Here is a 20475-nt window from a genome sequence, read left to right on the forward strand (position 1 = left end):
TTAAAAGGTATCCAATAGGTCTCTAGGAGCCGAAACTATTAAAGCAAAGTTGAAGATTCAGCGTTTCCGTCATGATACGGAAAAGGAGGAAACAAATGCAATACGAAGCAGGAAGTTATGACGTCATTGTCGTTGGTGCCGGACATGCCGGCTGTGAAGCGGGACTTGCCGCAGCAAGACTTGGCGCGAAAACATTAATGATCACGATCAACTTAGATATGATTGCCTTTATGCCTTGTAACCCATCCGTCGGCGGCCCCGCAAAGGGGATTGTTGTGCGTGAAATTGACGCACTCGGCGGGGAAATGGCTAAAAATATTGATAAAACCTATATTCAAATGAGAATGCTGAACACCGGTAAGGGTCCGGCAGTGCGGGCATTACGGGCACAGGCCGATAAATTTGCCTATCAGCACGAAATGAAAAAAACATTGGAAGAAGAAGCAAATTTAACCCTAATCCAAGGCATGGTTGAGGAATTGATTGTCGAAGAGGGGACTGTTCAAGGGGTTATCACGAAAACAGGGGCAGTCTATCGCTCCAAAACGGTGATAATCACGACAGGGACATTCTTACGCGGGGAGATCATCCTCGGTGAATTAAAATATTCCAGCGGCCCGAATAATCAACAGCCGTCAATTAAGCTGTCAGAACACTTAGAAGAGCTTGGCTTTGAATTGGTGCGTTTCAAGACAGGAACACCGCCAAGAGTCAATAGCAATACCATTGATTACAGCAAAACGGAAATCCAGCCTGGTGATGAAGTTCCAAGGGCCTTTTCCTACGAAACAACGAAATATATTACCGACCAGCTGCCATGCTGGCTGACCTATACAAATGACAGTACCCATCAGTTAATTGACGCCAACCTCCATCGGTCGCCGATGTTCTCCGGCATGATTAAAGGAACTGGACCGAGATATTGTCCATCAATTGAGGATAAGGTGGTCCGCTTTAACGATAAGCCGCGCCATCAAATTTTCCTTGAACCGGAAGGAAGAAATACGAAGGAAGTCTATGTACAGGGACTGTCAACGAGCCTTCCAGAAGATGTACAGCAGCAAATCATTAAAACGGTACCCGGACTGGAAAATGCCCAAATGATGCGGGCGGGTTATGCGATTGAGTATGATGCGATCGTGCCAACACAACTTTGGCCGACATTGGAAACAAAAGTAATCAAAAACCTATATACAGCGGGTCAAATTAATGGAACATCCGGTTATGAAGAAGCTGCCGGGCAGGGATTGATGGCTGGGATTAATGCAGGTTTACATGCACTTGGCCGCGAACCAATCGTGTTAAGCCGCTCAGATGCCTATATTGGCGTGTTAATTGATGATTTAATTACAAAAGGAACACCTGAACCATACCGGCTTTTAACATCCAGAGCGGAATACCGCCTCTTGCTGCGTCATGACAATGCTGACTTACGCTTAACAAAGATCGGACATGAAATTGGCTTAATCCGTGATGATCGTTATGAAGCATTTGTAGTGAAAGAGGAAGCGATTGAAGCTGAAAAACAAAGATTGCAGTCGATCATCCTTAAACCTTCCGCTAAGGTACAGGAATTAATTCGCAGTATTGGCGGCAGTGAGCTAAAAGACGGTATCCGTGCCTCCGACCTGCTAAAAAGGCCGGAAATGTCATACGAATTGCTGGAGACTCTGACAAGTCCTGAAGTCCCTTTAGATGATGAAATAAAAGAACAAGTGGAAATTCAAATTAAATATGAGGGCTATATTGAAAAGTCCTTGCAGCAAGTCGAGAAGCTCAAAAAGATGGAAGATAAGAAAATACCTGAAAATATCGATTACGATGCCATTTCGGGATTAGCGACAGAAGCAAAACAAAAGTTAAAGAAAATCAAACCATTATCGCTGGCACAGGCATCAAGAATTTCTGGTGTGAATCCGGCTGATATCTCCATCCTGCTGGTCTATCTGGAACATGGACGAGTGGCTAGGATATCAACTAATTAGAAGGACATAAGTGAGGAAAATAATGAATATTGAACAATTTCAATCCAGTCTTCAGGAAAAGGGAATAACTTTAAGCAGTACACAGCTTAATCAATTTGAAACGTATTTTTCGACATTGGTTGAGTGGAATGAAAAAATGAATTTAACAGCCATTACGGAAAAGGAAGATGTGTATTTAAAGCATTTTTATGATTCCATTACGGCCTCCTTCTATTTTGATTTTACAAAGCCATTTCATCTTTGCGATGTTGGCGCAGGTGCAGGATTCCCGAGTATTCCGTTAAAAATTGTTTATCCTCAGATTCAGGTGACAATTGTTGATTCATTAAATAAACGGATTTCATTTTTACAGCATCTTGCCTCCGTTTTGCATTTGGAAAATGTCCAATTTGTCCATGATCGTGCCGAAACCTTTGGGGTCAATCCGGCTTACCGGGAAAGCTTTGATGTGGTTACAGCAAGAGCAGTGGCAAGAATGTCTGTATTAAGTGAATTTTGTTTACCGCTGGCAAAAGTAGGCGGACACTTTATTGCGATGAAGGCGTTACATGCCAAGGATGAATTGGAAATAGGTCAAAAGGCCATCACCACACTTGGCGGCAAGGTCGAAAAGGTGTACACTTTTACATTGCCAATGGAAGACAGCGAACGGAATATTTTACTCATTAAGAAGGAAAAGCAAACACCAAAGAAGTACCCGCGAAAGCCGGGAACACCGGGGAAAATGCCAATTGAATAAGGTAATTCCCGGGGCATAATTAATATAAATTATGTTTATGTGTGATAAATCTATATAACATTTTTTACGGAAAAATGGTATCCTAGGCAGGAAGAATTTATTTGGATAGAGAATAAGTAATAGGGAGTTTCGTAAAGGTGGTGTTGGGGATGAAGAGTTCATTTACACGCTTTTTTGGCCTCGGCGATAAAGGTGAACAAGAGGTTGAGCTTGAAAAGGATCTGGATATCGAACGAAACGAAGAAATAAAGAAGATACCGATTAACCAAATTATACCGAACCGTTTCCAGCCTCGGACGGTATTCGATGAAGAGAAAATTGAAGAATTATCACGCACGATTCATATACATGGAATTATCCAGCCGATTGTCGTAAGAGAGTTTGCTGTCGATAAATATGAAATTATTGCCGGGGAGCGCCGCTGGCGTGCGATGAAAAAACTGGGTTGGGCAGAAGCGCCTGCAATCATTAAAAATTTATCTGATACAGAAACAGCATCGGTTGCCCTCATTGAAAATTTACAACGTGAAGAATTGTCACCGATTGAAGAAGCCATTGCCTATGGGAAGCTGCTTGAGCTGCACAATTTGACACAAGAGGCTTTAGCGCAGCGCCTTGGGAAAGGACAGTCGACCGTTGCCAACAAGCTGCGTCTGCTTAAATTACCACAGCCTGTTCAAGAAGCGTTACTCAATAAAGTCATTACCGAACGCCATGCACGAGCACTTATTCCGCTGAAGAATCCGGAGAAACAGGTAGCTCTTTTGGCGGAAGTTATTGAGAGGAATTGGAATGTAAAGCAGACAGAGGAACGTGTGGTTAAGCTTCTGGATCAAACGAGGGAAAAACCAAAGCCAAAACGAAAGGCTTTTAGTAAAGATATGCGAATTGCGGTCAATACGATTCGTCAATCGTTATCAATGGTAACTGACAGCGGCATTAATTTGAATGCTGAGGAAGAAGAATTTGACGAATTTTACCAATTTACCATTCGAATTCCAAAGAAAAAGTAACCCGACACTCCATGTGTTTGGTTATTTTTTTTGTCTAACTTCCCTCTGAAATAGTTAATTGGAAAAATTAAGCCGACTGGGATGCTGGAATATTTTTTGAAAAAAACTAACTTCCCAGCCATTTCATGATAAAATAAGGGAATGGAATTTTACTTTCCTCCCCTGATAGGGGATAATTAATCATGCTATTCTGAACATTTGATAGAATCGCAAATTGATAATTTTTGAGAAATAAAGGGTAGGTGACATCGTGGGGAAAATCCTTTCAATCGCAAACCAAAAAGGTGGAGTCGGCAAAACGACAACCTCTGTCAACCTAGGAGCCTGCTTAGCGTACATAGGAAAACGGGTCTTATTAGTAGATATCGACCCGCAGGGAAATGCAACGAGCGGGATTGGAATTGAAAAGGCGGAAGTTGAACAGTGTATCTATGATGTGTTAGTAGACGATGTCGAAGCAAAGGATGTAATTAAACCGACATCTGTTGAAAATTTGTACGCCATTCCAGCCACCATCCAGCTGGCAGGAGCCGAAATTGAGCTGGTTCCCACTATTTCAAGAGAGGTCCGCTTAAAACGTGCTCTTGAAGAAGTGAGAGATCAATTTGATTATATTATTATTGATTGTCCGCCGTCGTTAGGGCTTTTGACCCTGAATGCCTTAACAGCATCTGATGCGGTGTTAATCCCTGTCCAATGTGAGTACTATGCGCTGGAAGGGTTAAGTCAATTATTAAATACAGTCAGACTCGTACAAAAGCATTTAAATCAGGATTTAAAAATTGAAGGCGTTTTATTAACGATGCTTGATGCAAGAACAAATCTGGGCATTCAAGTCATTGAAGAAGTGAAAAAGTATTTCCAAGATAAAGTATATAAAACCATTATTCCAAGAAATGTGCGTCTAAGTGAGGCTCCAAGCCATGGGGAACCAATCATTACCTATGATTCAAGATCCCGCGGTGCTGAAGTGTATTTAGATTTAGCAAAGGAAGTGGTCTCAAATGGCTAAAGGCTTAGGCAAAGGCCTGAATGCATTTTTTAGTGATGTCAGTAAAGAAGAAACAGTTCAAGAAATTAAGCTGAAAGAACTGCGCCCAAACCCATATCAGCCACGTAAAACCTTTCAACAAGAAACAATAGATGAATTAAAAGATTCCATCCTTGAGCATGGCATCCTGCAGCCGATCGTTGTTCGTAAAAGTATCAAAGGTTATGAAATAGTTGTCGGTGAACGCCGTTTCCGTGCGGCCAAGGAAGCAAAACTTACGACCGTTCCTGCGGTGGTCCGTGAGCTGTCGGAACAGCAAATGATGGAACTCGCTGTACTCGAAAATCTTCAAAGAGAAGATTTAAACCCGATTGAAGAGGGACTGGCTTATCAAACGTTAATGGAGAAATTAAAGCTGACACAGGAAGAGGTCGCGAACCGTTTAGGAAAAAGCCGGCCGCATGTCGCCAACCATATCCGTCTGCTTTCCCTCCCTCCTATCATCCAAGAATTGATTTCAACCGGGAAAATATCGATGGGGCACGGCCGAGCTTTATTGGGACTTAGACAAAAAGCAAACCTTCCAGCTTTAGTAGAAAAGGTGATTCAAGAAGGGTTAAACGTCCGTCAATTAGAAAAATTAATCCAGCAATTGAATGAAAATGTTTCACGTGAAACAAAAAAGCCGGAAAAGAAAAAGGATGTATTTATTCAGGAGCGGGAACATTCCCTCCGTGAACGGTTCGGTACAAAGGTTCATATAAAGCAAAGCAAAAACAAGGGGAAAATTGAAATTGAATTTTTCTCACAGGATGACCTTGAACGAATCCTTGAAATACTTGATCAAGAAGAACATGTATAAGCCATCAAATCGATGGTTTATTTTTTTGAAAAAACTCCTTTCCAATCGAAATAAAACATGATAGTTTAATAGTTAATACTATTTCGAGAGGCGAAAAATAGGTGGAATTGCGATGTTTTTATTAGGAACACTTGTAAATGGACTGTTAATTATTATTGGTACCCTGATAGGGAAATTACTCAACCGCATCCCTGAGGGAATGAAAGTGACGGTTATGTATGCAATTGGCTTGTCTGTTATGGTGTTGGGCCTCCAGATGGGGTTGAAGAGTGAAAATTTCCTGATTGTCATTATTAGTCTTGTTGCCGGGGCGGTCATCGGTGAGCTGCTTAGGCTGGAAGATAAATTAAATGACCTTGGCGGATGGCTGGAGCGTAAGGTGGGCTCAAATGGAAAAGGAAGTATCTCAGAAGGCTTTGTCACGGCTACATTGATTTTCGTCATTGGAGCGATGGCGATTCTTGGCGCCCTTGACAGCGGTATTCGTGGAGATCATGATGTCCTTTATATGAAATCACTGATAGACGGCTTTACGGCCTTAATATTAACGACCACTTTAGGAATAGGCGTCATTTTTTCCGCCATCCCTGTTGTTCTCTATCAGGGGTCAATTGCCTTGTTTGCGACACAGATTGACCGCTTTGTTCCACAAGCGTTGATGGATCAGTTTATTGTTGAAATGACGGCGACCGGAGGCGTTATGATTTTTGCCATTGGCTTGAATCTCACCGGAATGGTCAAAATTAAGGTCGCAAACCTGCTCCCTGCCATTGTTGTTACAGGGATAATTGTAACGATTATCTACTTTTATCATTATTTTTTACAATAAATGGAATTAAAAGGGAGCAACGTTGGAAAATGATTGCTCCTTTTAGTTTGTCTTTTCTTCTTCTACCCAATTTAAATCTGCCCAGCTTTGTTTTTGGTACGAGACGCTTGCTTGGTATATTCCGCCTGCAATCGTTTTGGCCATTTTCATGACAAGGTTTAAGCGTGTGTTTTGTAAGACGAAAAATTCCATAAATCCGCTGACATTGACGATGCCAGTGATGTGCATGTCACCTACAGCCGGGAGATCCTTATTTACTCCTGCGCCTGGTTTAACAGGTCCATTCCCCACCTGAATCACCCCGACATTTTTTATTTTCCCTAAACAGGCATCAATGCCAATAATATATGGATCAGCATGTTTGGCCCGGATTTCCTTCAGCTTTTCCACAAGATTCACAGCATGAATGGGATCATCCAATGTTCCGTATACGTAAAACGATTCAATGTTTTTCTCTTCTAGCAGGCTCCCGACAAGTGGACCTAATGAATCTCCTGTGGAACGGTCTGTTCCAATGCAAATAAATACAATGGGGCGGCTTGTGACACTGGGAATATTCAGGAGTAACGCCTCGGCGAGATGTCGGGCAGCATGAAAATCATCATGAACAATGTGTGTCTTGGCCCTCCTGTCAAAAAAGCTTGGTTTGAGATTCATTAATTCCACTCCCTGAATGTTATGTACGGTAAATAGTTTTACTATTATACGGAAAATTCAGGAAATCTATACATGAAGTGTAGAAAAACAAAATTCATAATGCTATTATCTGCATAGGAAAATTGCTAAAATAGATTGAATGTAATTGGGTTTAAGGAAGGTGTAAAAATGAGTCTAACGGCAAAGACAATACAAGAAGATATTAATAAATTTCAAGATGAAGATACATGGCTGAATCTTGGTGAGAGCGCGCTAAAAATTATTGCCATTTTAGTTATTGCCAATATCATTATCCGTATTGGCAAAGTGGCCATTCACAATGTTTTTAAGATTAGAAACTTGTCACCGCTTAATACATCAGAACGCCGTGAAGACACGCTTTCTAGGCTGCTCGATAGTGTTCTTACTTATGTGGTCTATTTTATCGCGATAATGATGGTTCTTTCAGTTTTAGGAATTGATGTCAAGGCACTTATTGCCGGAGCGGGAGTTGTCGGGTTAGCAGTAGGTTTTGGAGCACAGAGCTTGGTAAAGGACGTTATTTCCGGTTTCTTTATCATTTTTGAAGACCAGTTTTCAGTTGGCGATCATGTTCGAATAGGAGAATTTGAAGGCAATGTCGAAACTATTGGATTAAGAACAACGAAAATTAAAAGCTGGACAGGCGAAGTTCATATTTTACCGAACGGCAGCATTTCTCAAGTGACCAATTTTTCAATCAATAATAGCCTTGCTATCATTGATATTGCCATCTCCTATGGAGAAGATATCGAAAGGGCTGAAAAAGTGATTGCCGGTGCATTGGTAAATATGCCAAGCCAATATGAAGAGTTAACGAAGGCACCGGAATTATTAGGAATTCAAACAATGGGTCCGAATGAGATTGTTTTGCGCATCATCGCGGAAACATTACCAATGAAGCAGTCTGGTGTAACTCGGGGAATTCGGAAGGATATAAAACTTATTTTAGACGAAAATGGGATTAAAGCACCAAATCTTAATTTTTTTATGTACCAAAACGGATCCGGTCAATCGAAGTAGAAATGGGGGATAAGTGATGGAGGAAAAGGAATTTGCCCTAAATGATGTGGTTGAGATGAAGAAACAGCATCCCTGTGGGACGAATCGCTGGAAAATCATTCGTCTGGGGATGGATATTCGGATTAAATGTGAGGGGTGCGGCCATAGTGTCCTCATTCCACGCAAAGAGTTTTCAAGGAAAATGAAGAAAATATTGGTGAAGCATGAAGATTAATTTCATGCTTTTTTTTCTTATCTAACTATATTATTCTTATAACAAAAGTAGAAATAGAGCGTTTTGGGGGTGGAGCATTTGGCAGAAATACGAAAGTCAGCTTGTCCGTTAAATTGCTGGGATAGCTGTGGTTTTCATGTAACAATTGATCAGGATCGGGTTGTAAAGGTTGAAGGTGACCCCTCCCATCCCATCACACAGGGAAAAATTTGCGGACGCGGACGAATGCTCGAAACAAGGACAAACTCCGGGGAGCGCGTATTGCATCCGTTAAAAAAGGTAAACGGAACATTTCAGCAAATCTCCTGGGAACAGGCTCTTGATGAGATTGCTGCAGAATTAAAAAAAATTAAAAAAACATACGGATCAACTGCTGTTTTGCACAGCCATGATTATGCGAATAATGGAATCTTAAAAAATCTTGATCAGCGCTTTTTTAATTGCTATGGCGGGGTAACAGAGCTTTATGGATCGCTTTGTTGGGGCGCAGGAATTGAAGCGCAAAAGTGGGATTTCGGCAATGCTTGGAGTCATGAACCTAATGACATTTTCAACAGTAAAAACATTATTATCTGGGGAAGAAATGTTGCCAGGACCAACATGCATTTTTTCGAAAAACTGCTTGAAGTAAAGAAAAAAGGCGCAAAGATTTATGTTATTGATCCACTTTACAACGCTACGGCAAAACTAGCCGATGAATATATATCGATCAAGCCGGGGATGGATGGATTATTAGCTGCCGGCATTATCAAGGAAATACTAAGATTAGGTCTCGAGAACCGTGAGTTTATTGAGCAATCCACCTATGGGTTTCAGGATTTGGAACAGCTTCTCGATACGATCACCCTAGAGGAAATTAGTGAAATGACAGAAGTCCCTTGTGAGGTTATGTCAAGTTTAGCATATGTTTATGCAGATAAACCGACAGCTACCTTTATGGGGTTAGGGATGCAGCGTTATACAAATGGCGGAAATACGATTCGCCTGATTGATGCCCTTGTGGCCGTCAGCGGGAATATTGGGATTGCCGGCGGCGGTGCTAATTATGCCAATGTCCAGGTGGGACAAAGCTTTGCATTTGACGAGTTAACCCTCGCTGAACGCAGGCAGCATCATAGGCAGTTTTCGATCATGAAACAGGCGGAAGAAGTGCGGAAAGCAACGGATCCGGAAATAAAGATGATCGTTGTGACCTGCGGCAATCCCTTAACACAGGTGCCTGACAGCGAAGTGGTTAGACAGGCCTTCTCCTCTGTTTCCACTCTTGTTGTGGTTGAACAATTCATGACGGATACTGCGCTGATGGCTGATTATGTTTTACCGACAACAACAGCTTTTGAAGAAGAGGACCTTTACTATTCATCTATGTACCATCATTATGTCAACTATGGCCCAAAGCTTGTCTCGGCCCCTGGTGAGGCACAGCCTGATTTATGGATCTGGACACAATTAGCGGAGCGGCTCGGATTTGGTGCTGATTTTGCTTTTTCAAGAGAAGCGTTTCTGGAAATGACACTTACACCTTTAAGAGACAGAGGGATTACCCTTGAAAAATTAAGGGCAGAGCACACATTGGAACTTCCAGTTGAAAAAATTCCATGGAGGGATCATACCTTCCAAACTCCAAGCGGTAAGTATCAGTTTACAGCGCGGGAAAAAGGTCAGAATGGCCTGTTAACATTAGCGGTTCCGGATGAATCAAAATGGGAAGACCCTGAGCTTGCTGAAAAATATCCTTATCATCTCCTAACGATTCACCCTATGCGCTCGAACCATTCGCAGAACTATCACCTTTTGACACCAAAACCGAAAGTGAAGGTAGAGATTGCACCAAATATAGCAGAACATTTTGCACTGAAAAATGGTGATTTCGTCAAGGTTTGGAATGACCGCGGCGAGATAAAAGGGGTGGTTTCTATTTTAGCAAAAGCCCATCCGAACACGATCAATATCGATGAGGGAATTTGGCGTGAATTTGGCGGGTCTGTAAATCAGCTGACTTCAAGCAGAGAATCCGATAATGGCCTTGGGAGTACATTATATGATTGTCTTGTAAATATTGAAAAAGTAAACTAACTGCCGCTATTTTGCGGCAGTTGTCTTTTTGCAGATAAATGCCTATAATTGTGAAAGACTTGTCTTTTCATGATTATGGGACTAATTATTTTTGTTTAGGCTCTGATAACGTGGCTGTTGATTTCCGCTCCAGGCGCGAGCGGTTCGCGGGGCGGGCGGTGAGCCTCCTCGGCGCTAAAGCGCCTGTGGGGTCTCACCTGTCCCGCTGCTCCCGCAGGAGTCTCGCGCCTTCCGCTCCAATCAACAGTGCTACAAACAATAAACTTTAACAGAGCCTTTGTTTAAAATAGAAGAATTTCTTTTGAGGAGTGAATGTGAATGGCTTTAACAGCTGGTATCGTAGGGTTGCCGAACGTTGGTAAGTCTACTCTTTTTAATGCAATAACGCAGGCAGGAGCGGAATCAGCAAACTATCCCTTCTGTACAATTGACCCGAATGTTGGCATTGTCGAGGTTCCTGATCACAGATTACAAAAATTAACTGAATTGGTGCAGCCGAAAAAGACCGTGCCAACGGCGTTTGAATTTACTGATATCGCCGGGATTGTCAAAGGGGCCAGTAAAGGTGAAGGACTCGGAAACAAGTTCCTTTCGCATATCCGCCAAGTGGATGCAATTTGCCAAGTAGTTCGCTGCTTTGCTGATGAAAACATTACCCACGTATCCGGGAAAGTCGATCCAATTGATGATATTGAAACAATCAACCTTGAGTTAATCCTTGCTGATATGGAATCCGTGGAAAAGCGGATTAGCCGCGTTGAAAAATTGGCTAAGCAAAAGGATAAGGATGCTGCCGCTGAATTTGAAGTTCTTGCGATGCTGCGTGATGCCTTTGAAGCAGAAAAGCCTGCTCGAACCGTTGATTTTACCGACGAGCAAATGAAATTAGTTAAAGGTTTGCATCTATTAACAATCAAGCCAGTCTTATACGTAGCGAATGTTAGTGAAGACGATGTAGCCGATCCATCTGAGAATGAATATGTGCAAAAGGTGCGAGAATTTGCTAAGGCTGATAATGCCGAGGTAATCGTTATTTGTGCAAAAATTGAAGAGGAAATTGCTGAGCTTGAAGGCGAAGAAAAGCAAATGTTCTTAGAAGAACTTGGCATTGAGGAATCCGGTCTTGATCAATTAATCCGTGCAGCGTATCATCTGCTTGGCTTAGCCACCTACTTCACAGCTGGTGTACAGGAAGTTCGCGCATGGACATTTAGAAAAGGAATGAAAGCTCCACAATGTGCGGGAGTCATTCACTCTGATTTCGAACGCGGTTTTATTCGGGCGGAAACAGTCTCCTATGATGACCTGCTGGCAGCCGGCAGCCATACGGCAGCGAAAGAAGCAGGAAAAGTTCGTTTAGAAGGAAAAGAATACGAAGTAAAAGACGGCGACGTCATCCACTTCCGCTTTAACGTGTAATTAACAAGGACTGGCATATTTTGTCGGTCCTTTTTGATTTTATAGCTATATTGATTAGAGCGGAAATCAACAGAAAAGTTTGCTTAAAAATCACATTCCTGTGAACAACATTGCATTTTTATTATACTTGTGCTATACTTTCAACTTGTGAGTAATGAATAATTGCTCCTTGCCCATTCGGGCCGTTTAGACCAAAAGGAGGTGACTGTGATGAATAAGTACGAAATCATGTACATCATCCGCCCAAATATTGAAGATGAAGCGAAGAAGGCTCTTGTTGAGCGTTTCAACACAATTCTTCTTGATAATGGTGCGGAAACTGCTGAAACAAAGGATTGGGGTAAGCGCCGTTTAGCATACGAAATCAACGATTTCCGCGACGGATACTACCAAATCGCTAAAACAACATCTTCAGCTGATGCAGTACAAGAATTTTCTCGTCTTGCAAAGATCAGCGAAGACATCATTCGCCATATCGTAATTAAAGAAGAAGCATAAGATTAACATAAATATTTTTGGTAAAAAATGTTTCACGTGAAACATATTCTGAAAAAAGGAGTTGATTCTGATGATGAATCGTGTCGTGCTTGTTGGCCGTTTAACAAAAGATCCTGATTTGCGTTATACACCAAATGGGGTCGCTGTAGCTACTTTTAGTTTAGCAGTTAACCGTCCGTTTTCTAGTCAGTCAGGTGAACGTGAAGCAGACTTTATTAACTGTGTTGTTTGGCGTAAACCAGCTGAGAATGTGGCGAACTTTTTAAAGAAAGGCAGTCTAGCAGGTGTTGATGGCCGTATTCAAACCCGCAACTATGAAGGACAAGACGGTAAACGTGTGTATGTTACAGAAGTCGTAGCTGATAGTGTTCAATTCCTTGAACCTAAAAGTGCGTCAGGCGGCGGCGGGAGAGGCAACGATTATTACGGTGCTCCTCCTATGGAACCACAAGGGAATCCATATGGCAGCAGCAATCAGAATCAACGACAAAATCAAAATCAGAATCAAAACCAAAATAAAGGGTTTACGCGAATGGATGAAGATCCGTTTGCCGGAAATGGACAAATTGACATCTCTGATGACGATCTTCCATTCTAAACAAATCCTACGAACGTTATAAAATAAAATAATAAAGGAGGGAATTTTCATGGCAGGAGGACGTAAAGGCGGTCGCGCAAAACGCCGGAAAGTGTGCTATTTCACAGCAAATGGTATCACTCGCATCGATTATAAAGATGTGGATTTACTAAAAAAATTCATCTCTGAGCGTGGAAAGATTTTACCACGTCGTGTAACTGGTACAAGCGCTAAATATCAACGTAAACTAACAGTTGCAATCAAACGTGCACGTCAAATGGCATTACTACCATTTGTTGCAGGTGAATAATAAAGCAAAAAGGCAGTAGAGGCGCAGTCCTCGCTGCCTTTTTTGTTATATAAGAATTCATAAATTTCGACATTGAGAAATGTCCAGCTCCAGCGCTCTAGGCCATACGCCGCTGACCAGGGCTCCTCCGCTTTTCTTATTTGAATCAAAGTCCATATCTGCTAAAATAGGATGATAGGCTTAAGATATTTAGGGGTGTTGAAGTGAAAAATGTACGCAAACTAACAGAGGGAGCCATCCTTCTCGCTGCATTTACTGTTCTTTTATTAATAACGATTTATGTACCGCTGATTGGCTCTATTCTAAATATAGTCCTGCCTGTGCCGTTTATCATTTTCTCAGCAAAAAATACCATGAAAAATGTTGCCGCCTTCTTTCTCGCTGCGGTTGCCATCTCGTTTATAGCCGGATCAATTGCGGGTCTGGGGTTAATGCTTTTATACGGGATTCCAGGTGTGTTCATTGGCTATATGCTGCAGAAGAATAAGAGCAGGACGGCAATTTTAATTGCCAGTTCACTGATTCTTATGGCTGGCATGGTCATCAATTATGCGGTGATCGTTGCTTTTATGAAAATTGATATCATTCAGGAGATCCACACTGCCTTAAATCAATCGCTGCACGACACGCAAGAGATGTTGAAAGCGATGGGGAGAGAGGATCAGATTAAAGGACTGCAAGAGCAAAACGCCAATCTCATTAAAGTAATTGAAATCTATGCTCCGAGCATTTTAATTTTGGGAGCTGTTATCATTTCTTTTATTATTCAATGGGTGTGTTTTCCCATTGTAAAAAGATTTGGGGTACGTGTAGAGCCGTGGGGAAGCTTCCGCAATCTTTCACTGCCAAAAAGCCTGTTGTGGTACTATTTAATTGCTTTAGGGGCGATGCTGCTGCTTCGTCCGGAGGGAAGGAACGTATTTATTTTCTGTTTTAGTCAATGCGCGCTACATATTAGAATTTTTCCTGATTTTTCAAGGGCTTGCCTTCGTGTTTTTTATTTTCCACCAAAGGTCAGTTGCGAAGGGATTGGGAGTACTTGTTGTAATTCTTTCTTTCACGATTCCAATTGCCCGTTATATAATAATGTTATTGGGTATTACAGATTTAGGCTTTGATTTTAGAAAGCAGTTTGAAAAAAAAGAGTAAGACTCGCGTCAAGGAGCTGAGAACTTTGCCTGCATTTTTTGAAAAGCGGTCAATTCGTTACCCTTTTTATGGGCTAATTGGCGTAACCGTAATCCTGCTCATTGTCCTGTTATTATATAATTGGATCTTAAGTGTTGCCGGACTGCTATTAATGATTATCCCCCTCTACTTTATGTTTGTCATCGATCATCGGGAACGGACGGAATTGGAAGAATATATCTCAACGCTTTCGTACCGGGTGAAAAAAGTCGGCGAAGAAGCACTGATGGAGATGCCAATTGGGATCATGCTCATCAATGAAGAATATTTTATTGAATGGACCAATCCTTTCCTGTCATCCTATTTTGATGAGGATACATTGGTTGGCAAGTCGCTGTATGATATTGCAGATACGCTGATACCGTTGATTAAACAGGAAGTAGAGACAGAAATTATTACCCTTCATCAGCGGAAATTTCGCGTGATTCATAAACGAGAAGAGCGTCTATTGTACTTTTTCGATGTAACCGAGCAAAAGGAAATTGAGAAAAGGTATCAGGATGACAGAACGGTCATTGCGACCATCCTTTTGGACAATTATGATGATCTGACCCAGGGGATGGATGATCAGATGCGCGGCAGTATCAATAATTTGGTCACTTCTATTCTGAATAAGTGGGCAACAGACAATGGCATCTTCTTAAAAAGAGTTTCATCGGAACGATTTATTGCTGTTTTTAGCGAACGAATTCTCCATATTCTTGAAAAAGAGAAGTTTGCAATTCTGGATGAGATCCGGGAAATGACTTCGAAGCAGAATGTTTCTTTTACCTTGAGTATTGGGGTTGGCACAGGTGTGACCTCATTGCCGGAATTAGGGGTCTTAGCCCAATCAAGTCTGGATTTAGCTTTAGGCAGAGGCGGCGACCAAGTGGCGATTAAACTGCCGAATGGGAAAGTGAAATTCTTTGGCGGCAAAACAAATCCGGTTGAAAAACGGACACGGGTCCGAGCCCGCGTGATCTCCCATGCATTACGGGATTTAATCATCGCCAGTGATAAGGTCATCATCATGGGACATAAAAACCCTGATATGGATGCAATTGGTTCAAGTATTGGCATTTATAAAGTTGCCCAAATGAACCAAAAGGAAGCCTATATCGTCGTCAATATGCAGGAAATAGATAATGCTGTGAAACGGCTGATGGGTGAACTTCGTCAACAGGAACAATTATTTTCCCGTTTTATCGGTCCTGAACAAGCATTAGAAATTGCGACGGAAAAAACACTGCTTGTTGTTGTTGATACTCATAAGCCATCCATGGTCATTGAAGAACGGTTATTAAACAAAATTGATCATGTGGTCGTGATTGACCACCATCGCCGCGGCGAAGATTTTATAGACAATCCATTGCTTGTGTATATGGAACCGTATGCCTCGTCTACCGCGGAATTGGTAACGGAATTTTTGGAATATCAGCCGAAACGCGGTAAGATTGAGATGATTGAGGCAACAGCCCTCTTAGCCGGAATCATTGTAGATACGAAAAGCTTTACACTAAGGACGGGCTCACGGACATTTGATGCCGCCTCCTACCTCCGTGCTCATGGTGCTGATACGGTTCTCGTTCAGAAGTTTTTAAAAGAAGATGTTGATACATATATAAAGAGGTCCAAGCTCATTGAATCAGTCTCTTTTTATCATGATGGAATTGCGATTGCAAAAGGAACGGAACAGGAGCTCCATGATCAAGTGATTATTGCTCAAGCAGCCGATACTCTGTTGACAATGGATGGGGTACTCGCCTCTTTTGTGATTGCTAAACGCAGCGAAGGCGTGATTGGGATTAGTGCAAGATCGCTTGGGAACGTCAATGTACAAGTCATTATGGAAAGCTTAAAAGGCGGCGGCCATTTAACAAATGCAGCAACACAGCTGTCCGGCCTGTCGATTGAAGAAACAGAGATACAATTAAAGCTGGCGATTGATGAATATTTAGAAGGAGTGAAAAAGGAATGAAGGTCATTTTTCTAAAGGATGTTAAGGGTAAAGGGAAAAAAGGGGAAGTAAAAAATGTGGCAGATGGCTATGCACATAACTTTTTAATTAAGCAGGGTTTAGCGGTTGAAGCCAATAATGCCAGCATTAGCTCATTAGATGCTCAAAAAAAGAAGCAGGAAAAAATGGCTGCTGAAGAGCTTGCTGAAGCGAAAAAACTGAAGGAAACACTGGATACGATTACGGTTGAATTAAAAGCCAAGGCCGGTGAGGGCGGACGCCTTTTTGGTTCGATTACAACAAAACAAGTTGCTGAAGAATTGCAAAAGAAGCATGGCATTAAAATCGATAAACGGAAAATGGAATTAGCGGATGCCATTCGCACGCTTGGCCATACAAAAGTACCTGTCAAGCTTCACCATGAAGTGACAGCGACATTAACGGTTTCTGTGACAGAAATCAAATAGGTGAAAATTTGCCAGTACGAAGTTGAGAATAAACATGATAGAATAGAACAAGTAAGCAATCGGATGTGATGTGATCGGTTTTGACTGGTCACTTTTTTCTTTACTCTTTATTGCGTTTTTAATTAAATCCTTCGAAGGCAGGAGGTTTTTGATAGGATGAATGATGTATATGCAGATCGTATGCCGCCGCAAAATATAGAGGCAGAACAGGCGGTACTAGGGGCAATCTTTCTTGAGCCCTCTGCTCTCACAATGGCTTCGGAAATTTTAATTCCTGAAGATTTTTATCGTGCCTCCCACCAAAAAATCTTTCATGTAATGCTCCATCTAAGTGATCAGGGTAAAGCGGTTGACCTCGTTACGGTAACAGAGGAACTCGCGGCAGCTAAACTGATTGAGGATATTGGCGGTGTCAGTTATTTAAGTGATCTGGCCGGATCTGTTCCGACGGCAGCTAATATTGAGTATTATGCTAGAATCGTAGAAGAAAAGTCGTTACTTAGAAGATTAATCCGCACGGCAACCACTATTGCCTCTGATGGTTATTCGCGTGAAGACGAAGTGGAAGCCCTGTTAAGTGAAGCAGAAAAAAGCATTTTAGAAGTGGCGCAAAGAAAGAATGCCGGCGCCTTCCACGATATTAAAGATGTACTCGTTCGGACATATGACAATATTGAGGAAATGCATAAACGTGTGGGCGAGATTACAGGTCTTGAGACAGGGTTTGTCGAACTTGACCGGATGACAGCAGGCTTCCAGCGCAATGACTTAATCATTGTGGGTGCCCGTCCTTCCGTTGGTAAAACTGCCTTTGCCTTAAATATTGCGCAAAATGTGGCGAAAAAGACAGGTGAAAACATCGCCATCTTTAGTCTCGAGATGGGGGCAGAGCAGCTTGTCATGCGTCTCTTGTGTGCCGAAGGAAATATCGATGCGCAAAGGCTTCGTACCGGGTCCTTAACAGAGGAAGACTGGGGTAAGCTGACGATGGCAATGGGCGCCTTATCAAACACAGGGATCTATATTGATGATACCCCTGGGGTGCGTGTCGGTGATATTCGCTCAAAATGCCGCCGCCTAAAGCAGGAGCATGGTTTAGGGATGATTTTAATTGATTATTTACAGCTTATTTTAGGCAGCGGCCGCTCCGGCGAAAACCGTCAGCAGGAAGTATCGGAAATTTCCCGGTCTCTTAAGCAATTGGCTCGTGAGTTGCAGGTGCCGGTTATTGCCCTTTCACAGCTGTCCCGTGGTGTCGAGCAGCGCCAGGATAAGCGTCCCATGATGTCGGATATTCGTGAATCAGGTTCGATCGAGCAGGACGCCGATATTGTTGCCTTCCTTTATCGTGATGATTATTATGATAAGGAATCTGAAAGTAAGAATATCATTGAAATTATTATTGCTAAACAACGGAATGGTCCAACCGGTACGGTTTCGTTAGCCTTTGTGAAGGAATATAATAAATTTGTTAATATAGAGACACGTTATGATTCTCCGCCTGGAGCGTAATGTGTCATGGTGGAGTCAGCCCTCATTAAGCTGGCTCCATTTTTATATTCATAGTTTCATATTTTTACGAACGTATATGATATTTTTATATAAAATGTTCGTGTTTTGTTTGATTTTTTAGGATTAACTTGATAAACTATTGTGGTGAGATAATTAATTAAATAATTAATAATAGATGTAAAAATTTCGGAGGTGCCTTTCATGTCATCAGTAGTGGTTGTTGGTACGCAATGGGGAGACGAAGGAAAAGGGAAAATTACCGATTTTCTTTCAGAAAATGCTGAGGTCATCGCTCGTTACCAAGGTGGTAACAATGCAGGCCACACCATTAAATTTAACGGGGAAACCTATAAATTACATTTAATTCCTTCAGGGATATTTAATAAAGAAAAAATCAGTGTCATCGGTAATGGAATGGTTGTTGATCCAAAGGCACTTGTACAAGAATTAGCTTATTTACATGAAAAAGGAATTACAACCGAGAATCTTCGGATTAGCAACCGTGCCCACGTCATCCTTCCGTACCATTTAAAATTAGATGAAGTGGAAGAGACACGAAAAGGCGCTAATAAAATCGGAACAACGAAAAAGGGAATCGGCCCTGCTTATATGGATAAGGCAGCCCGTGTTGGTATTCGTATTGCTGATTTACTTGACCGTGAAATTTTTGAAGAGAAACTTATACAGAACCTTGAAGAAAAAAATCGCTTATTCGAGCGTATTTATGAGACTGAAGGCTTTAAAAAAGAAGACATTCTCGACGAATACTTTGAATATGGCCAACAAATTGAGAAATATGTGTGCGATACATCTGTTGTATTAAATGATGCATTGGATGAGGGCAAGCGTGTTTTATTTGAGGGTGCTCAGGGCGTCATGCTTGATATCGACCAAGGTACCTACCCATTTGTTACTTCTTCGAACCCAGTTGCAGGAGGCGTGACAATCGGTTCTGGTGTCGGCCCATCAAAAATCACGCATGCAGTCGGTGTATGTAAAGCGTACACTTCTCGTGTCGGTGATGGTCCATTCCCAACTGAATTAAATGATGAAATCGGAAACCAAATTCGTGAAGTAGGTCGTGAGTATGGAACAACAACAGGCCGTCCGCGCCGTGTTGGCTGGTTTGACAGTGTTGTCGTTCGTCATGCCCGCCGTGTCAGCGGATTAACGGACCTTTCTCTTAATTCAATCGATGTGTTAACAGGGATTGAAACATTAAAGATTTGCACGGCTTATCGCTTCAAAGATGAAGTCATTACCGAATATCCTGCTAACTTAAAGGTTTTAGCACAATGTGAGCCTATTTACGAGGAGCTTCCTGGCTGGACAGAGGATATTACAGGGGTTAAAACATTAGATGAACTGCCTGTAAATGCCCGCCACTACGTGGAACGTGTAACACAGCTTACAGGTATTCCGTTATCCACCTTCTCAGTCGGCCCGGATCGAAATCAAACAAATGTTGTCCGCAGCCCGTGGAGAATGATCTAAACCAAAGAACGAAGCCCTCTTTCAGGGGGCTTCAAATTTTTTTTAAAAAGTTTATAAAAAGTATTGCGTTATTACAATCACCCATGATATTATAAGAAGCGTCGTCACAATACGACAAATTATTTCAAAAGCATCTGACCTAAGGCAACACAAAGATTAGGTACGGAATTTAGTTTGAGCCATTAGCTCAGTTGGTAGAGCATCTGACTTTTAATCAGAGGGTCGAAGGTTCGAGTCCTTCATGGCTCACCATTTACATTTACTATGGCCCCTTGGTCAAGCGGTTAAGACACCGCCCTTTCACGGCGGTAACACGGGTTCGAATCCCGTAGGGGTCATTGGCTTTTGATTGTCAGTAAGCGACTGGCAAGGACGGTCTCCTTGCTGGCAATCAATTAAATCTGGTCTGGTAGTTCAGTTGGTTAGAATGCCTGCCTGTCACGCAGGAGGTCGCGGGTTCGAGTCCCGTCCAGACCGCCATCTAGATGGCTCAGTAGCTCAGTCGGTAGAGCAAAGGACTGAAAATCCTTGTGTCGGCGGTTCGATTCCGTCCTGAGCCATAAAAAAAGGAAGCTTGCCTATGCATGCTTCTTTTTTTTATCTATGCCGTAGCTACTGTAATGAACCCGTAATAATAGTTCCTCTTTTTTACAAAACTCCTCCA

Annotated in this window: 19 protein-coding genes, 4 tRNA genes and 1 pseudogene; 23 read left to right on the plus strand and 1 reads right to left on the minus strand. The window is 42.1% G+C overall.

The window, feature by feature from the left end; all coding sequences use genetic code 11:
* Window positions 1-95: 95 nt before the first annotated feature.
* From mnmG to ACO1D1_RS01615, 6 genes are all read left to right on the plus strand, one after another.
* Window positions 96-1985, plus strand: coding sequence for a tRNA uridine-5-carboxymethylaminomethyl(34) synthesis enzyme MnmG (gene mnmG / locus ACO1D1_RS01590; protein WP_149872532.1), 1890 nt, complete (start codon window positions 96-98; stop codon window positions 1983-1985).
* 22 nt (window positions 1986-2007) lie between these two features.
* A complete protein-coding gene (gene rsmG / locus ACO1D1_RS01595) occupies window positions 2008-2724 on the plus strand; it encodes a 16S rRNA (guanine(527)-N(7))-methyltransferase RsmG (RefSeq protein WP_149872531.1) in 717 nt (238 codons plus the stop codon).
* 149 nt (window positions 2725-2873) lie between these two features.
* A complete protein-coding gene (gene noc / locus ACO1D1_RS01600; RefSeq protein WP_149872530.1) occupies window positions 2874-3737 on the plus strand; it encodes a nucleoid occlusion protein in 864 nt (287 codons plus the stop codon).
* A 250-nt stretch (window positions 3738-3987) separates the two neighbouring features.
* On the plus strand, window positions 3988-4749 hold the full coding sequence (locus tag ACO1D1_RS01605; RefSeq protein WP_149872529.1) for a ParA family protein: 762 nt from the start codon (window positions 3988-3990) through the stop codon (window positions 4747-4749).
* The gene (locus tag ACO1D1_RS01610; protein ID WP_149872528.1) at window positions 4742-5590 is read left to right on the plus strand and encodes a ParB/RepB/Spo0J family partition protein; all 849 of its coding nucleotides are present in this window, start codon (window positions 4742-4744) and stop codon (window positions 5588-5590) included. The genes ACO1D1_RS01605 and ACO1D1_RS01610 overlap by 8 nt, the downstream gene beginning before the upstream one ends.
* Before the next feature lie 112 nt (window positions 5591-5702).
* On the plus strand, window positions 5703-6419 hold the full coding sequence (locus tag ACO1D1_RS01615; RefSeq protein ID WP_149872527.1) for a DUF554 domain-containing protein: 717 nt from the start codon (window positions 5703-5705) through the stop codon (window positions 6417-6419).
* Window positions 6420-6461: 42 nt separating this feature from the next.
* Here the strand turns inward: ACO1D1_RS01615 and yyaC are convergent, their stop codons facing one another.
* Window positions 6462-7076, minus strand: coding sequence for a spore protease YyaC (yyaC, locus tag ACO1D1_RS01620; RefSeq protein ID WP_149872526.1), 615 nt, complete (start codon window positions 7074-7076; stop codon window positions 6462-6464).
* A 168-nt stretch (window positions 7077-7244) separates the two neighbouring features.
* Between yyaC and ACO1D1_RS01625 the strand changes: the two genes are divergently transcribed.
* The 17 genes and pseudogenes from ACO1D1_RS01625 to ACO1D1_RS01705 all read left to right on the plus strand — a co-directional run bounded on the left by ACO1D1_RS01625 (window position 7245) and on the right by ACO1D1_RS01705 (window position 20371).
* Window positions 7245-8117, plus strand: coding sequence for a mechanosensitive ion channel family protein (locus tag ACO1D1_RS01625; RefSeq protein ID WP_149872525.1), 873 nt, complete (start codon window positions 7245-7247; stop codon window positions 8115-8117).
* A gap of 16 nt (window positions 8118-8133) precedes the next feature.
* Window positions 8134-8331, plus strand: coding sequence for a DUF951 domain-containing protein (locus ACO1D1_RS01630; protein WP_149872524.1), 198 nt, complete (start codon window positions 8134-8136; stop codon window positions 8329-8331).
* Window positions 8332-8409: 78 nt separating this feature from the next.
* Window positions 8410-10407, plus strand: a complete 1998-nt coding sequence (locus tag ACO1D1_RS01635) for a molybdopterin-dependent oxidoreductase (RefSeq protein ID WP_423334679.1) — start codon at window positions 8410-8412, stop codon at window positions 10405-10407.
* 318 nt (window positions 10408-10725) lie between these two features.
* Window positions 10726-11826: a redox-regulated ATPase YchF gene (gene ychF, locus ACO1D1_RS01640; protein ID WP_149872522.1), complete on the plus strand. Its 1101-nt coding sequence runs from the start codon at window positions 10726-10728 to the stop codon at window positions 11824-11826.
* 210 nt (window positions 11827-12036) lie between these two features.
* The gene (gene rpsF, locus ACO1D1_RS01645) at window positions 12037-12324 is read left to right on the plus strand and encodes a 30S ribosomal protein S6 (protein WP_149872521.1); all 288 of its coding nucleotides are present in this window, start codon (window positions 12037-12039) and stop codon (window positions 12322-12324) included.
* A gap of 70 nt (window positions 12325-12394) precedes the next feature.
* Window positions 12395-12922, plus strand: a complete 528-nt coding sequence (ssb, locus tag ACO1D1_RS01650; RefSeq protein ID WP_149872520.1) for a single-stranded DNA-binding protein — start codon at window positions 12395-12397, stop codon at window positions 12920-12922.
* Window positions 12923-12971: 49 nt separating this feature from the next.
* A complete protein-coding gene (rpsR, locus tag ACO1D1_RS01655) occupies window positions 12972-13211 on the plus strand; it encodes a 30S ribosomal protein S18 (RefSeq protein ID WP_007088219.1) in 240 nt (79 codons plus the stop codon).
* 203 nt (window positions 13212-13414) lie between these two features.
* Window positions 13415-14050: pseudogene (locus ACO1D1_RS01660) on the plus strand (DUF2232 domain-containing protein); the annotation flags it as partial.
* A gap of 112 nt (window positions 14051-14162) precedes the next feature.
* Window positions 14163-14360, plus strand: a complete 198-nt coding sequence (locus ACO1D1_RS01665) for a DUF2232 domain-containing protein (protein WP_423334746.1) — start codon at window positions 14163-14165, stop codon at window positions 14358-14360.
* Window positions 14361-14385: 25 nt separating this feature from the next.
* Entirely contained in the window at window positions 14386-16359 is a 1974-nt protein-coding gene (locus tag ACO1D1_RS01670) for a DHH family phosphoesterase (protein WP_149872518.1), read from the plus strand.
* Window positions 16356-16805 (plus strand): 50S ribosomal protein L9, encoded by a 450-nt coding sequence (gene rplI, locus ACO1D1_RS01675; protein ID WP_149872517.1) that lies wholly within the window; start codon window positions 16356-16358, stop codon window positions 16803-16805. The genes ACO1D1_RS01670 and rplI overlap by 4 nt, the downstream gene beginning before the upstream one ends.
* Window positions 16806-16961: 156 nt before the next feature.
* A complete protein-coding gene (gene dnaB / locus ACO1D1_RS01680; protein ID WP_149872516.1) occupies window positions 16962-18317 on the plus strand; it encodes a replicative DNA helicase in 1356 nt (451 codons plus the stop codon).
* Between the two features lie 201 nt (window positions 18318-18518).
* The gene (locus ACO1D1_RS01685) at window positions 18519-19811 is read left to right on the plus strand and encodes an adenylosuccinate synthase (protein ID WP_149872515.1); all 1293 of its coding nucleotides are present in this window, start codon (window positions 18519-18521) and stop codon (window positions 19809-19811) included.
* 176 nt (window positions 19812-19987) lie between these two features.
* Window positions 19988-20063: transfer RNA gene (locus ACO1D1_RS01690), tRNA-Lys, on the plus strand.
* A 14-nt stretch (window positions 20064-20077) separates the two neighbouring features.
* Window positions 20078-20149: transfer RNA gene (locus ACO1D1_RS01695), tRNA-Glu, on the plus strand.
* Between the two features lie 65 nt (window positions 20150-20214).
* Window positions 20215-20291: transfer RNA gene (locus ACO1D1_RS01700), tRNA-Asp, on the plus strand.
* A 7-nt stretch (window positions 20292-20298) separates the two neighbouring features.
* A tRNA-Phe gene (locus ACO1D1_RS01705) sits at window positions 20299-20371 on the plus strand.
* Window positions 20372-20475 lie beyond the last annotated feature (104 nt).

Origin of the sequence: Neobacillus sp. 19, assembly GCF_049463095.1 — a bacterium.
Classification (GTDB): Bacteria; Bacillota; Bacilli; order Bacillales; family Cytobacillaceae; genus Neobacillus.